Below are 15,101 nucleotides of genomic sequence, written 5' to 3'. Positions count from 1 at the left end.
GGGGACAAACAAATGGATGCAAGACCAGGGTTTCATCAATCGTTAGCACTACTGCAAAAAGAATTGCAAGATATGGGAGAAAGCGTAGAGGATTTGATCTTCAAATCGGTCGAGTCCTTGGCAAAGCTAGATGAGAAAGCTGCAGTCCAAGTTATTAAGACGGATGACCTGATTGATGACTATTTAACGACCATCGACGAACTGTGTCTGCGACTCATCGCTCTGCAGCAGCCAATGGCCAGTGATTTGAGGATTATCGGCACGGCGCTCAAAATTGCCACAGATTTGGAACGCATCGCAGACCATGCCGTTGATATCGCCAAGATTACAATACGCTTCGCGGGGGAAGAACTGGTGAAGCCGCTTGAAGTCATCCCGCAAATGGCGGAGATTGCTATCGAGATGCTGCATGAGAGCCTTCTTTCCTACACGGAGCGCGATGTACACCGCGCGGCATCGCTTGCAGAGAAGGATGACCGGGTAGATAAGCTTTACAGCACAGTGATGCAGGAACTGATGAGCTTGATGAGTTCTGATTACAACCGCAATCGCCAACTGACACACTTGCTGTTTGTGGCTCACTTCCTGGAGCGCGTCGCTGACCATACAACGAACATCGGTGAAGGCGTTATTTATATGGTGACAGGAAAGCGCAAGGATTTGAATGTATAGATAAATCAATTAAAAAGAAGCATATGCTATTTAAAAACAGATGTGATGTAAGCTGTTTTTTGATACATATGCTTTTTTCTTATGTAAGTTTGATGTGGTCAAGAAAGTCATAAACTATTTAAATTGTTTCTAGTTCCTGATCGTTGCATACATACTTTCGCCTTCATTGGATAAATCCAATGAAATTGGCTCTAAAGCTGTTGAAATCAACCTTTCACTGGATTTATCCAATCTTTTAACAGGGAATCACTCTATAAGAGCTGATTATGGACATCCCATTGGAAATATCCAATGAAAGAGGGTTCTGAAGCACAAAAATGAGGAAAACACTGGATAAATCCAATGTTTTCCTCAACTGAAGGAGCGGCTGCGGAGGGGCGTAGCTGCTAGGCGTGCCCCCTAAGAGGTAGTGTCGCTCACCACTCCTCCTCACCGCACCAAGCAATTCGCTTCGCGCCTCTGCCGCAGCAAGCAACTCGCTTCGCGCCTCTGCTGCACCAAGCACCAACTATTATAGATTGAACTTTTGTTTGCAGTCGAACACAGAGCCGCACATGACTTCCATGGGTTGGCTGCGCCTTGATAGCTGCGTATGTAGCCATTCAAGGTCTTCTCCGATGCGTTGACCATCTTCCTATTAAGAATCGGCGCCATCCTCAAGAACGGGGAAGCGAATATAAAAAGTTGTCCCTTTGGGGCTGGATTGAACTTCAATGGAGGCCCGATGCCTGGCCGCTATACTGTAGCAGATTGCCAGACCAAGTCCAGTTCCTTCGTCTTTGGTGGTGAAGAAAGGCCGGCCAAGCTTCTCGAGATGATGCTCATCGATGCCTGTCCCCTCATCCCCAATAAGCAGGACAACGTGTTCTGGTTCACGGTAGGTCTCGATCCGCAGCTTGCCGCCGATGCTCATCGCTTCCAGACCATTCATGCACATATTTAAGATGAGTTGGCGGATTTCTTTGTCGTCGAGCTGAATGATCGGACAGTCCATGATCTGATACTGCACATGCTTGCCGGACATCACAGCCTCAGCTTGAATCAACGGCAGCAGCATTTCGATGATCCGGTTAATCTGATCGGGATGCTGATGGGATTGCTTATTTTTGGCGAGGGATAAATATTCGGTGATGATCTCGTTGGCACGATCCAATTCTTCGAGCATGATGGGAATGTACTGTTTCTGCATACGGCCATCGTTTTCGCGAAATAACTGGAGGAAGCCGCGGATGGTGGTCATGGGGTTGCGAATTTCATGCGCGATGCCAGCGGCCATTTCACCGACCAGATTTAACTGGGCTAGACGGGCCATTTCTGCTTCGAAACGCAGGCTTTCTGTAATATCTACAGCGACCTGAAGCATACAGCTCTCGTTCTCGATATCAATGATTTCTGTCGACATGAGCGCTGTCCGCATTTCCTTGGATTTGGTCTCATATCTCACTTTCAAGTTATGGATGACCTCATCGCATTTCATCGGTTCTCCCTGTTCCGTTCGCAGGAGATCCATCGAGGTCCCAATAATTTCGTCCCCATAACCTGTATACTGCTTCCAACTCTCATTAATCTCCAGATAAGTGAGATCAGGCAGGCGCCGGATCGCCATCAGGGAGGGAGAGAGCATAAACATTTTCTTGAAATGCTCTTGGGATTTCAATAATTTCTGGTGAGCGTCGACCAGTTCGGACGTACGTTCTTCGACCCAATTTTCCAATAGCACATTCTGTTGTTTCAGCTTTTCTTCCGCTTCCGCTAATTTCCGATTCGTTTCTTCAAGGTCCAGTGTCCGCTTCTGCAAAAGCTCGCTCTGCGATTTGATTTTCTGGTGATTCAAATGCATGTTAACAAAAGCATCCACTTTCTTGCGAAGCATTTCGGGATGCACAGGTTTAAATAGGTAATCAATCGATCCCACATGATAGCCTTTGAGCACATGTTCAATGGACGTACTAAGGGCTGTCAGGAAGATGATAGGAATATCTTGACAAGCCTTGCGCTGTTTAATCAGCTCAACAGTCTCGAACCCGCTGAGTCCCGGCATTTGCACATCCATGAGAATGACGGCAATATGATCGGCAGATTCCTTTAATAAATATCGAAGAGCCTCTTCACCGGATTGCAAGCCAATCACTTCATAATGGGGAGAGGCCAGAATACTGTTTAGAGCCAGCAAGTTCTCGTAGCGGTCATCTACCGCCAAGATTTTGACTTGTTGTTCCATGTCAAATCCTTTCCGTGCTAGTAAAGACTGTTAAGCACCTTGCGATTCTCCTTTTCTCTTTTCGTGGAAAAAATGGAATTCCCTCTTTTTTATTTGAAGTCTTTACAAAGATTTTACATAAGGATAATAAAGGAAGCTATTTGGTTTGATAGACTGATCATATACGGAATAACAAATAAGGGATGATGGACATGAAGGCTCAGTCAGAAATGCTTGACCAGTTTCATAAGATAATCAGGGAGCAGCTCTTGTACTCCGTTTATCAACCCATTGTATCTTTACAGGACGGACAAGTAATGGGTTATGAAGCTTTAATTCGAGGGCCCAAAGAGAGCCCGTTCCATTCCCCGCTAGCGATGTTTCAATTCGCAGAGCAAGAGGGTGAACTTTATCCGCTTGAACAGTTGGCTCGTGAAAAAGCCATTCAGGGATCCATTTTGGAGCATCCTCAGCAATTGCTTTTTATTAATATTTCTTCGCAAGTCTTGTATGACCCAGGGTTTATTCCAGGCAAAACACTGGAGATTTTGCAGCGGCATGGCCTGAATCCGAGCAACGTTGTATTTGAAATAACGGAAAGAAGTTCAATTGAAGATTTTTCGTTGGCCAAAAAAATTCTTGAGCATTACCGCAAGCAGGGCTATCGGATTGCCATCGATGATGCTGGGGCCGGGTATTCCTCTCTTCAAGCGATCGCCGAGCTGCAGCCTGATTTTATAAAAATTGATCGTTCGCTTATTGAACATATTCATAAAAGCAAGGTGAAAGAGTACATCCTGGAAACCTTCGTTACTTTTGCCCAAAAAATGAACATTTCCCTGATTGCCGAAGGGATCGAACATGCGGATGAATTGATTAAATTAACTAGACTCGGTGTGCATTACGCGCAGGGGTTTTTGCTGGGCAAACCCGAAGTGTCCGCCGCCAAGGTGCATGACCATTTGGCTATGCTGATCTGGCAGCACCGCAAAGTGCAAGGTCTCAGTATGACGTGGAATATTGGCGATTTGGCTACACCAGTTCAGGTATTTGACAAAAGAGTGCTGATTTCGGAGGTCGCGGATTATTTCAAAAAGAATCAAGATGCCGTGGGTGTTGTCATTACGAGCGAGGAAGTACCCGTAGGTCTCGTGATGAGAGAGCGCCTGTTTCAGCATTTGGCAGGTCAATACGCCTTCTCTTTATTTTGGAACCGGACGATTGATGGCATCATGGATGAAGCCCCGCTTATTGTGGATGAGTTCATGTTTGTTGAGCAAGTTTCCCAAATGGCGACTTCGCGCTCTATTCATCATTTGTATGACCTTGTCATCATTACAAGCTACGGGAAGATGGCGGGAGCAGCTTCCATAAGGACCATTCTGGAAAGTATTACGAATGTGCGGATGGAATCCGCGCGTGTGGCGAATCCGTTAACAGGACTGCCGGGCAATTTGCAAATCAATCGGGAATTGACCAAACGGATCAATGAAAGCAAGCCATTTCACGTGGTGTACGCAGATCTGGATTATTTCAAATGGTTCAATGACCGTTTCGGTTTCCAAAAAGGGGATCAGTTGATTCAATATACCGCAGATATTATGCAGCAGGCGATTGCCGTATGTGGAACCCCGCACGATTTTGTGGGGCATGTGGGAGGCGATGATTTCATTGCTATCTCTGTCACGCGGGAACCTGAGCAGTTGTGTCGGGAGATGATTCGTCGCTTTGAACAGGGCGTTAAGGTGTTTTATGAAGAGGAAGAATGGGAATATGTTTGGGACCGGAGCGGGAATAAGGTAAAAAGCGAGGGAGTCACATTATCGCTTTCGCTTGTCGTATGCAGCTGTGAATCTCCCATTTCGCTCGAACATATTTCACACACGGCCGCGACGCTCAAGAAGAAAGCCAAAGCGCATCAAGGCAGCATTTATTATTTTCAAAATATTGGCTGACAAACAACGCTTAGAAGGTATAGACCAGTTGTTTAAAAGAACGAATGATAATGACTTTCTGCTTGCCGATGCGCCGCTCGGAAATTTTCTTAATATTCCCCGGATGAATCCAGATGGCATCCATGCCGCTTGAGGCGGCCCCTACGACGTCATTCCGCCACGAATTACCGACCATCACACATTGGCTTGGAACCGCGCTCATGGACCTTAAAGCACTTTCGAAGATCGCAGGGTGCGGTTTGCGCGGACCATCCTTTTCGGAGCTGAATAGCCGATTATGGTCAATCCAAGGTGTCAATTTCATCTTCTCCAAATTATTCTGCAGTCGCCTTCGATTCCCATTGCTGATAATCGCAAGCTGATAGTTCTGAGATAAGGCTTCCAGGGTATCCTCGACACCCGGGAAGAGTGCCACGAAGTTATCCTCCTGTTCTTCCACCTGTTCAAAAAAAGCCCTCGTAAACATGGGATTCACATTCACTGGCAAGGTCTGAAGCGCTTTGCGCAAACAAATATGACGCAGCTCATCCGGAGAAATCGGACTCCGGATCGGCGCTTTGCGGTGACGGCTCCATTCCATCTTGTAGCTCTGCAGAGCATCTTGCGCGGAGAACTGCGACTCATCCGGCTCCCACCTCGCCGTGTAGTCGTTCATAACGTCAAGAAAGGCCGAGTCAAAGCATTGTCTGCGATCCAGTATCGTATTGTTCATATCAAAAAAGATGAATTTTTTACGTGTTGGTGAGAAAAAAGGGCTCATACGGAGAACCTCCTTCTGAAGTCCTAGCCATCCAATCATGCTTTCCTTTTATGTTTATGTGCGGAACCGTTTTTTTATTTTAATTTCGTATGCTATGATGAAGGAAGTATGTCAAAAATCGGGGTGCGAACTTATGGATAAGCTTATTATTATTGATGGAAACTCTATTGCGAATCGAGCATTCTATGCCTTGCCGCTGCTAAGCAATTCAAGCGGATTGCATACCAATGCGGTATATGGGTTTACAACTATGCTGCTCAAGCTCATTGAAGAAGAAAAACCGACACATTTTCTTGTGGCTTTTGATGCGGGGAAAATAACGTTTCGACATAAAGAATATACGGAGTACAAAGGCGGCCGAGCCAAAACGCCGACGGAGCTTTCCGAGCAATTCCCACTGATCAAAGAACTTCTGACGGCTTTCAAAATTACACAGTTTGAACTGTCAGGCTATGAAGCTGACGATATCATCGGTACGCTGACCAAGGCAGCTGATGAAAAGGGCAAGAAAGTGCTGCTGGTTTCGGGAGATAAGGATATGCTGCAGTTGGCCTCCGATCATGTGACCGTAGCCATTACGCGCAAAGGCATCACGGAAGTAGAACTGTATAATCCGCAAGAGATCAAAGATAAGTATGGGCTGACGCCTGCGCAAATCATTGACCTCAAAGGTCTAATGGGCGATACCTCAGATAACATTCCGGGGATTCCGGGCGTTGGCGAAAAAACCGCGCTGAAAATGCTGCATGAGTTCGGTTCGGTTGAAGAAGTGCTTGCCAATACGGCAAGTCTCAAAGGCAAAATGAAGGAAAAAGTTGAAGAACATGCCAAAGACGCGATCATGAGTAAAGAACTCGCGACGATATTCCGTGAGGTCCCCATGGAAACCGAGTGGAATTCGTATCGTTATGACGGCTTTGATGGACAAGCTTTATCCGGGATGTTTCGCAAACTCGAATTCAAATCGCTCCTAGAGAAGATGGATTTCGGTCCTGGCGCTGTAGCGGAAGATCAGGTTGTGGAGAGTTTGGAAGCCGTTGCTGTGACGGAAACGAATGTAGCTGAACTTGTCGGGAAATTAAGCGACAGCGCTGCGATTCACGTGGAAGCGGTTGGTGAAAATCCACATCAGGCTGCGCCTGTTGGCGTGGTATGGTTTGTTGATGACGGCGCGGAGAATAAATCCTATTACGTGCCGATCTCGTTGCTGAAAAGCGAAGCGGGAGAGCCGCTGCGCACGTGGCTCAGCGACGAGTCGAAGAAAAAGCAGCTCTTCGACCTGCACCGTGCCCGTTTGGTGCTGGCATGGCAAGGCATCACGCTGGCTGGCGTGGATTTCGATGCGCTTTTGGCCTCTTATTTGCTGGATCCGACTGAGTCGAATCTGAGCTTAAGCGGCCTGACCTACAAATACGGTTTGCCAGGCGTTAAAACCGACGAAGAAGTATTCGGCAAAGGGGCGAAGTTCCGCCTGCCGGAACTGACAGCGCTTAGCGACCATCTGGGCCGCAAAGGGATGGCGGTTGCGCGCATCGTACCGGTGCTGCGCGAAGAACTGGAGAAGAGCGGCATGCAGAGCCTCTTCTACGAGCTTGAACAGCCTCTGGCGGGTGTTCTTGCCGAGATGGAACTGCAAGGCATCCTCGTGGACGCTGAGGGCCTTAAAGCGCTTGGTGTCGATTTGGTGAAGCAGCTCGACACGATCATGGCCAGCATCTACAAGCTCGCTGGCGTCGAGTTCAACATCAACTCGCCGAAGCAGCTTGGCGAGATTCTGTTCGAGAAGCTGGGGCTGCCAGCTTGGAAGAAGACCAAAACCGGCTACTCGACGGATGCCGAGGTGCTGGAACGTCTAGCGCCCTACAATGAAATCGTAGGGCAGATCCTCCACTACCGTCAGCTCGCGAAGCTGCAATCGACGTACGTCGAAGGGCTGCTGAAAGAGGTGCGGCCGGAGACCGGCAAGGTGCATACCTATTACCGGCAGACCATTGCCGCCACAGGCCGGCTCAGCAGCCAGTTCCCGAACCTCCAGAACATTCCGATTCGTCTGGAGGAAGGGCGCAAGATCCGCAAGGTCTTCGTTCCATCCGAGCCTGGATGGTACATTCTTGCCGCGGATTACTCGCAGATCGAGCTGCGCGTGCTTGCGCACATCTCGCAGGATGAGAAACTGAAGGAAGCGTTCCTTCAGAATATGGACGTTCATACGAAGACGGCGATGGATGTCTTCGGCGTCGAGGAGAGCGCCGTCGATTCGAACTTGCGCCGCCAAGCCAAGGCTGTTAACTTCGGTATTGTTTACGGCATCAGCGGCTATGGTTTATCTCAGAACTTGGACATTTCCCGCAAGGATGCAGAGCAGTTCATTGAACAGTATTTTGCTGTCTTCCAAGGGGTTCGCAAATATATGGACGATATCGTGAAGGATGCTCGCCGAGATGGGTTTGTGACCACCTTGCTGCAGCGCCGCCGCTATCTGCCCGAGATTACGGCATCGAATTTCAATCTGCGCTCCTTTGCGGAGCGTACGGCGATGAACACCCCCATCCAGGGGACTGCGGCCGATATTATTAAGCTGGCCATGGTACAGATGGCGGACCGCTTGAAGCAAGATGGGCTGAAGAGCCGCATGCTGCTTCAAGTTCACGATGAGCTCGTCTTCGAAGTGCCGGAAGATGAACTGGAGACGATGCGCCGTCTCGTCCCTGAAGTCATGGCATCCGCGCTTGCACTCGACGTTCCGCTTAGCGCGGACGTTGATTATGGACTTACTTGGTACGATGCCAAGTAAGCTATCAACATTACACCATAAAGAGGTGAACATCCGTGCCTGAACTACCTGAAGTCGAAACGGTCAAACGGACGCTGAATACTTTAATTACCGGAAAAACGATTGCACACGTTCAGGTCAGATTGCCGCGCATTATTCAGAAACCTGATGATATCCAAGTTTTTGAGCTTTTGCTGCAAGGGCAGACCATTGAAAACATCGAACGCAGAGGGAAATTCCTGAGGTTCATTCTTACCGATTATGTGATGGTCTCCCATTTGCGAATGGAAGGCCGCTACGGGGTATATGACGCCGACGATCCCTTAGAGCTGCACACCCATGTGTTGTTCCGTTTCACGGACGGCAGTGAACTTCGCTACAAGGATGTGCGTCAGTTTGGAACGATGCATCTGTTCCCGCGAGGCGAAGAATTAACGCAGCCACCGCTGCATAAGCTGGGGCTGGAACCGCTCGATGAAGCCTTCACCTTCGAAGCTTTCCGCGAGCGGATTGCTCATAAGTCCACCAAGATTAAACCGCTCCTGCTGAATCAAGAATATATTGTCGGTATCGGGAATATTTATGTAGACGAGTCCTTATTTCTGGCGGGCATTCACCCTGAACGGGAAGCATCGTCGCTGAGCAGGAAAGAACTCGTCCTCCTTCATGCAGCCATCATCAAGACGCTGAGCGACTCGGTGGAAGTGGGAGGCTCTTCGATTAAATCGTATGTGAACGGACAAGGGGAAATTGGCTTGTTCCAGCATCAATTGAACATTTATGGCAGACAGTCGCAAGCTTGCAACAAATGCGGGACAGAAATATACAAGACCGTCGTTGGCGGCAGGGGCACGCATATCTGTCCGCTCTGTCAGCCGCTCAAACGTCAGCGTATTCGAAAGAAGTTAGAGAAATAGGCACGTGAGACATACCCTTCCCATATGATATGGAGTACTTAGCCCAGATAAACAGCTTCCATAGCGCGTTTGCCGGGTAACACTCTTAGGAGGGGTATTATGCTTCCTGTCATTTCTTTACTTATTCTGGCTTTTGCAGTTTCATTGGATGGTTTCGGTGTTGGTGTGATGTATGGGCTGCGCAAAATACGTATTCCGCTCCTCTCCATTGGCATTATATCACTATGGTCTGGTATCATTATTTATAGCTCGATGCAAATTGGTGTGCTGATGTCTTCTTTCATGTCACCTATCGTTGCTCAGCGGATTGGCGCTTTTATTCTAATCGGAATTGGCGTCTGGGCCTTGGCGCAAACGAGGCAAAAGTCTCAGGAAGAGTCCAGCAAATTGACGGAGCAAGCTTCTGTTAGCGGCGTGCAGGCTGATTCAGCCATGAGAACATTGGGTGCTAACGAACTCGCTTCCTATGACACGCTGCAAAGAACCAAGGAAATTTTGAACATAGAATTGAAACGATTCGGTCTGGTGATTCAAATATTGCGCACACCCTCAATTGCCGATGTCGACAAGTCTGGAAATATTTCAGCGTCTGAAGCTACACTGCTTGGTCTGGCACTTTCGCTCGATGCTTTTGGCGCAGGAATTGGTGCGGCTTTGATTGGTTTTGTGCCTTTATTGACGGCTTCAGTGATTTCGATTGCGAGTGGTTCCTTTATTGCTCTGGGACTGCGGATTGGCTTCCGCTATGCAGAGATGAAGTGGATGAAGAAGCTGTCGATTCTCCCGGGATGTGTCCTTATCGTGATGGGTCTTTTGAAAATGTTATAGTCTAATTAGGAGAGAACTGCCCATGAATATCGGGTTAACAGGAGGAATCGCCTGCGGCAAAAGCACGGTCAGTGCCATGCTGGTTTGCCGCGGCGCTCTATTGGTAGATGCGGATCAAATCGCCCGTGATGTTGTCGAGCCCGGCAGCCCTGTTCTTGAACAGGTTGCAGCCCGTTTTGGACAAGCTGTTCTGCAACCAGATGGTTCTCTTCATCGCAAAAAACTAGGTGAAATCATCTTTGGTCAGACAGAAGCACGGAAACAGTTGGAAAGTATTTTGCACCCCCCTATTCGTAAACAAATGCGGGAACAGATGGAAGCCTACGAGCAGCAGTATCCGAACAGGTTGGTTGTGGTGGATGTCCCTTTATTGATAGAATCAAATTTGAGCTTTATGTTTGAAGAAGTCTTAGTCGTCTATGTGCCGCGTCATGTGCAGTTGGAGCGACTTATGCACAGAGATGGTTTAACCGAGACCGAGGCTAATAAGCGGATTAACTCTCAGATGTCGATTGAAGAGAAACGCCAAGTGGCTGATATCGTGATTGACAACAGCGGGTCATGGGAACAGACCCAATCTGAAGTAGAGCGATTTTGGCTAAGGAAGGGGCTCTCATGACGTTTTTGCGTAAAAAACGCGTTTTTGCCCTTTTACTCGTCTGTTTTATCGTGGTTCTCTTTATGAACAGTTCATTTATCGGGAGAAAGCTGTATCCCATCTACTTTGAGCAGGAAATCAGGCAGAGCGCGGCGAAACACCATATAGATCCTTTTCTTATTGCTGCGATCATTCGCGTCGAGACGAACTATAAGCACCATTTGGAGTCCAAAAAAGGCGCGTTAGGTCTGATGCAGCTCATGCCGGATACGGCAGACTGGATTGTGGAATCGACAAATCTAGAGCCGCATGCACAAAAGGATTTACTCGAAGTAGATGTGAACATTAATTTGGGGTCATGGTATCTGAGTTGGCTGCAGAAGCATTACAATGGCAATTTGGTTTATGCGATTGCTGCTTATAATGCGGGTCAGGGTAATGTGAATAAGTGGAAGCAAAATGACATTTGGGACGGCTCCCAAGCGAACATCAATCAAATTCCGTTTGGTGAAACGCGTCATTATGTTCAGCGAGTTTTGTATTATTATGAGAAGTATACGAATCTTTATTCCGAGCGCTGGGGAGCTCTCCCCAAACAAAACAAAGAAGCATTGGACTAGCTCCTTGTGGGGGCCTAGAGTCCAATACTTCCTGTTTGGCAGATTCAGAAGCTAATCTTCAAGATTACTTGAATTGACCAGCCAAAGATTGTTCTGCGATTTGTACCAGGCGACGAGTAATGTGACCACCGATGGCACCAGTGTCACGAGTAGCCATATTACCGTAGTATCCATCTTGTGGGATAGAGATACCTAGCTCTTGAGCTACTTCGTATTTCAACTGATCCAACGCTGCGTTAGCTTGAGGAACGACTAATGTGTTGCTGCTGCGGGATTGTCCTGCGCTCATGTCTGTTCACCTCCTTGTCGGTTGGTACTAGTATTGTGCGCAAAACGGCGAAGTTCATAACTTGTAACATATGGTAATCCTTCAACCATTCAACCAGGAGAGAAAGGAGTGAAAAGCGAATGAAATGTCCGTTTTGTGACTATTCCGGTACGAAAGTGCTTGATTCCCGTTCTGCGAATGAAAATAAATCGATCCGTCGGCGTCGTGAATGCGAAAAATGCGCAAGAAGATTCACAACCTTTGAGATGGTGGAAGAAACTCCGCTCATCGTGATTAAAAAAGATGGCAGCCGGGAAGAATTTAGTCGAGAGAAAATTTTGCGGGGCTTGATTCGCGCCTGTGAGAAGCGGCCTGTTTCGATGGAGCGACTGGAAATGATCGTATCCGAGGTCGAAATGCAGCTGCGCACGACAGCTCATGCTGAAGTCGAAAGTCTGGGCATCGGAGAAATCGTTATGGAGCAATTGTACCCCGTCGATGAAGTGGCGTACATTCGCTTCGCTTCCGTCTATCGGCAGTTTAAAGATATTAACATGTTCTTGAAGGAGCTCACGCAAATTCTGGGAAAGCATGATTCCGGATTGCTCCGGGATAAATAAATAGCTGTAAGTTGCACCCGCAAGAATAAATCACAGCGGCAGCGCTCGCGGTTTGCAACTACGAAATCTGACAAAAAAGTAGAAAAAGACAGCGGGTTTCCCGTTGTCTTTTTCTTTTGCAAGCTTATAAATTCAGCAATTACTTGATTATCATGAATTGAAAAAAAATATTTTATAGACACCAACCGACTGTATTTTTGATTGCGTTGTTGCATAATTCTTTTATTGAGTACGATTGTCCAATTCACTTCGCAGAAAATGTATAAATCGAATGGATTCTTCAGGGGTTAAAAGATTGTCATCAAACTTAAAGGAGAACATGTCCAGAATATCGCTCTCAGGAAGATGCAAATGTTCAATCAATTGCCTGACATCCAAACTCATTGCGCCATCTAACGTGATTTTACCCATCATTATTATCTCCTCCTAGGCTTTCTACATGAATCGGACGGAGGCTATACCGGTAGCTGGCTGACATCTTGACCATTGTGACATGTCAATTTAGTCCCTATAGCTTTGCGTCACCACTTTTCAATGGTTTTGCCTTTATCGTACCGATTCATGCTTGTATCAAAACTATATCACATTTAAGGATCAGGTTGCATTAATTACAATTACATTTATTCGAAGGATGGTTGAAACATATGTCCGTCAATTCTAATCCAATCCCCCATATTTCTTGCGAGTTAGATATCGTTAAGGTTGCTTATTCACTGGGAATTGATCAAGATCGCTTACTGGCTTATGTGTACTCAAATGTGCAAGCAACCAAACAAATCGATGACAAGGAGCTATCGCCGGATTATCAGAGTTGACGGTTCGCATAGGTATGGATGCAAAAAGATCCTCAATTCCACAAAATCGGGGAATTGAGGATCTTTCTTTATCTTTCTTCCGTTAAACCATGATTTTGCAAATATCGTTTGTGAATTCAACCGGATCCTGCAGCGGCAGGCCTTCGATCAAGAGCGCTTGATTGTAGAGGAGAGCTGTGTACAGGTTCAGCTTATCCTTATCTTTGGCAAGGGCGTCTTTCAGTGAAGCGAAAACGTCATGGTTGATATTGATTTCCAATACCTTCTCAGCTTTCACATTCGGATTGTTTGGCATCGCATTTAAGATTTTTTCCATCTCAATGGTTACATCACCATCCGTGGATAAGCAGACAGGGTGAGTTTTCAACCGCTTGGATGCTTTCACATTGGACACTTTGCCGGATAACAGGTTCTTCATGTAGTCAAAAAGCTCCTGGTTTTCGTTCTTGTCGGATTCGTTTTCCGCTTCCTTGTCGTCTGCCTCAATGCCCAGATCGCCGCTGGATACGGATTTAAATTCTTTTTCTTTGTAGGTCATGATCATTTTGATCGCAAACTCATCGATATCGTCTGTGAAATACAAGTATTCGTAGCCTTTTTCAGAGACAATTTCCGTTTGTGGAAGCTTATCGATACGCTCGATGGATTCCCCGGAAGCATAATAGATATACTTCTGATCTTCTGGCATTCTTGCGATGTATTCATCCAACGTGACGAGCTTCTTCTCCTTGGAGGAGTAGAACATCAGCAGGTCCTGAAGGACGTCCTTGTGAGTGCCGTAGTCGCTGTATACACCGAATTTCAATTGACGGCCGAAGGCTTTATAGAACTGCTCGTACTTGTCTCTTTCGTCTTTCAACAAGCTTTGCAGTTGGCCTTTGATCTTGCTTTGAATATTTTTGGCGATCAGCTTCAATTGACGGTCATGCTGCAGCATTTCTCTGGAAATGTTCAGTGATAAGCTTTCAGAGTCAACCATACCCTTCACGAAGCTGAAGTAGTCCGGCAGCAAATCAGCACATTTATCCATGATCAAGACACCATTGGCATAGAGCTCCAAACCTTTTTCGAACTCTTTGGAGTAGTAATCAAAAGGCATATTTTCCGGGATAAAGAGAATGGCTTGGTAAATCACAGCACCATCGGCGCTGACATGAATGTGCTTGAGCGGCTTATCGAAGCCGTAGTGCTTCTCATGATAGAACTTTTCGTAATCTTCCGGTGTGAGCTCGCTTTTGTTTTTACGCCAGATCGGCACCATGCTGTTCACGTGCTGTTCTTCTTCATAATCCTCGAATTCACTTTCACTGCCTTCTTTCAAGCGTTTGCCGGCAATGTCCATTTTGATCGGATAGCGGATGAAATCAGAGTATTTTTTGATAATCGCCTTTAAGCGGTACTCGTCCAAGTATTCATCATAGTTGTCATCTTCGCTGTTATCTTTGATTTTCAAAACAATTTCCGTACCCACAGCATCTTTCTCGCAAGCCTCGATCGTATACCCGTCAGCGCCCGTAGATTGCCATCTGTAAGCCACATCACTGTTCAGAGCCTTACTGGTCACGGTAACGACATCTGCGACCATAAACGCCGAATAGAAGCCTACACCGAACTGACCGATGATGTTGTGTCCGTCTTTCGCTTCGTTTTCCTTCTTGAAGGCAAGTGATCCGCTCTTGGCAATGATCCCTAGATTATTCTCCAGGTCTTCTTTGGTCATCCCAATTCCTGTATCGCGAATCGTTAAGGTACGGTTAGCTTTGTCAGCTACAACTTTAATGAAATAGCTATCTTTATCAAAGACCAACGCATCATCCGTCAATGCCTTGTAATAAATCTTGTCGATGGCATCGCTTGCATTGGAGATGAGTTCTCTTAGAAAAATCTCTTTTTGTGTGTAAATGGAGTTAATCATCATTTCCAAAAGTCTTTTGGATTCAGCCTGAAATTGTTTCTTTTCCACGGGGAGATCTCCTTTCAAATTTGAACGATGTAATAGGTTCATAAGTTCCTGCGAATGACTGCGTTAGCACTCTCTTACTTCGAGTGCTATTCAATAATTTTATAACATTGTT

General features: G+C 46.7%; 15 protein-coding genes and 1 riboswitch. Of the genes, 9 read left to right on the top strand and 6 right to left on the bottom strand.

What is annotated here, in order from left to right; translation table 11 throughout:
• The first annotated feature begins 12 nt into the window (after positions 1-12).
• Entirely contained in the window at positions 13-672 is a 660-nt protein-coding gene (gene phoU, locus LOZ80_RS21535) for a phosphate signaling complex protein PhoU (RefSeq protein ID WP_189007841.1), read from the top strand.
• Positions 673-1,088: 416 nt separating this feature from the next.
• On the opposite strand, the gene LOZ80_RS21530 is transcribed toward phoU, so the two are convergent.
• Entirely contained in the window at positions 1,089-1,274 is a 186-nt protein-coding gene (locus LOZ80_RS21530; RefSeq protein WP_238166628.1) for a hypothetical protein, read from the bottom strand.
• A 35-nt stretch (positions 1,275-1,309) separates the two neighbouring features.
• A complete protein-coding gene (locus LOZ80_RS21525) occupies positions 1,310-2,893 on the bottom strand; it encodes a response regulator (RefSeq protein WP_238166627.1) in 1,584 nt (527 codons plus the stop codon).
• A gap of 191 nt (positions 2,894-3,084) precedes the next feature.
• On the opposite strand from LOZ80_RS21525, the gene LOZ80_RS21520 reads away from it, so the two are divergent.
• Complete coding sequence (locus LOZ80_RS21520) at positions 3,085-4,827, top strand: GGDEF domain-containing protein (RefSeq protein WP_238166626.1); 1,743 nt, start codon at positions 3,085-3,087, stop codon at positions 4,825-4,827.
• 10 nt (positions 4,828-4,837) lie between these two features.
• On the opposite strand, the gene LOZ80_RS21515 is transcribed toward LOZ80_RS21520, so the two are convergent.
• Complete coding sequence (locus LOZ80_RS21515) at positions 4,838-5,587, bottom strand: HAD family hydrolase (RefSeq protein ID WP_238166625.1); 750 nt, start codon at positions 5,585-5,587, stop codon at positions 4,838-4,840.
• Positions 5,588-5,720: 133 nt separating this feature from the next.
• Between LOZ80_RS21515 and polA the strand changes: the two genes are divergently transcribed.
• From polA to LOZ80_RS21490, 5 genes are all read left to right on the top strand, one after another.
• Positions 5,721-8,381: a DNA polymerase I gene (polA, locus tag LOZ80_RS21510; RefSeq protein WP_238166624.1), complete on the top strand. Its 2,661-nt coding sequence runs from the start codon at positions 5,721-5,723 to the stop codon at positions 8,379-8,381.
• Between the two features lie 35 nt (positions 8,382-8,416).
• On the top strand, positions 8,417-9,277 hold the full coding sequence (mutM, locus tag LOZ80_RS21505) for a DNA-formamidopyrimidine glycosylase (protein WP_238166623.1): 861 nt from the start codon (positions 8,417-8,419) through the stop codon (positions 9,275-9,277).
• Between the two features lie 99 nt (positions 9,278-9,376).
• On the top strand, positions 9,377-10,105 hold the full coding sequence (locus tag LOZ80_RS21500) for an MntP/YtaF family protein (protein ID WP_238166622.1): 729 nt from the start codon (positions 9,377-9,379) through the stop codon (positions 10,103-10,105).
• A 22-nt stretch (positions 10,106-10,127) separates the two neighbouring features.
• Positions 10,128-10,724: a dephospho-CoA kinase gene (coaE, locus tag LOZ80_RS21495; RefSeq protein WP_238166621.1), complete on the top strand. Its 597-nt coding sequence runs from the start codon at positions 10,128-10,130 to the stop codon at positions 10,722-10,724.
• On the top strand, positions 10,721-11,323 hold the full coding sequence (locus LOZ80_RS21490; RefSeq protein ID WP_238166620.1) for a lytic transglycosylase domain-containing protein: 603 nt from the start codon (positions 10,721-10,723) through the stop codon (positions 11,321-11,323). Before coaE ends, LOZ80_RS21490 begins: the two co-directional genes overlap by 4 nt.
• A 64-nt stretch (positions 11,324-11,387) precedes the next feature.
• Here LOZ80_RS21490 and LOZ80_RS21485 read toward each other — a convergent pair whose 3' ends face one another.
• Complete coding sequence (locus LOZ80_RS21485) at positions 11,388-11,612, bottom strand: alpha/beta-type small acid-soluble spore protein (RefSeq protein ID WP_079414920.1); 225 nt, start codon at positions 11,610-11,612, stop codon at positions 11,388-11,390.
• A gap of 119 nt (positions 11,613-11,731) precedes the next feature.
• Here LOZ80_RS21485 and nrdR point away from each other — a divergent pair, with 119 nt between their 5' ends.
• Entirely contained in the window at positions 11,732-12,211 is a 480-nt protein-coding gene (nrdR, locus tag LOZ80_RS21480) for a transcriptional regulator NrdR (protein ID WP_238166619.1), read from the top strand.
• A gap of 222 nt (positions 12,212-12,433) precedes the next feature.
• Here nrdR and LOZ80_RS21475 read toward each other — a convergent pair whose 3' ends face one another.
• On the bottom strand, positions 12,434-12,625 hold the full coding sequence (locus LOZ80_RS21475) for a hypothetical protein (RefSeq protein WP_189007870.1): 192 nt from the start codon (positions 12,623-12,625) through the stop codon (positions 12,434-12,436).
• A gap of 45 nt (positions 12,626-12,670) precedes the next feature.
• Positions 12,671-12,766, bottom strand: a riboswitch (cyclic di-GMP riboswitch).
• A gap of 89 nt (positions 12,767-12,855) precedes the next feature.
• Here LOZ80_RS21475 and LOZ80_RS21470 point away from each other — a divergent pair.
• Positions 12,856-13,026 (top strand): hypothetical protein, encoded by a 171-nt coding sequence (locus LOZ80_RS21470; RefSeq protein WP_238166618.1) that lies wholly within the window; start codon positions 12,856-12,858, stop codon positions 13,024-13,026.
• 82 nt (positions 13,027-13,108) lie between these two features.
• Here the strand turns inward: LOZ80_RS21470 and htpG are convergent, their stop codons facing one another.
• Positions 13,109-14,989 carry a molecular chaperone HtpG gene (gene htpG, locus LOZ80_RS21465; protein ID WP_238166617.1) on the bottom strand — a complete coding sequence of 627 codons (1,881 nt, stop codon included), beginning with the start codon at positions 14,987-14,989 and terminating at the stop codon, positions 13,109-13,111.
• Between the last annotated feature and the right edge of the window lie 112 nt (positions 14,990-15,101).

Source organism: Paenibacillus sp. HWE-109 (assembly GCF_022163125.1).
GTDB lineage: Bacteria > Bacillota > Bacilli > Paenibacillales > NBRC-103111 > Paenibacillus_E.
This window is presented reverse-complemented; position numbering and strand designations above follow the sequence as displayed.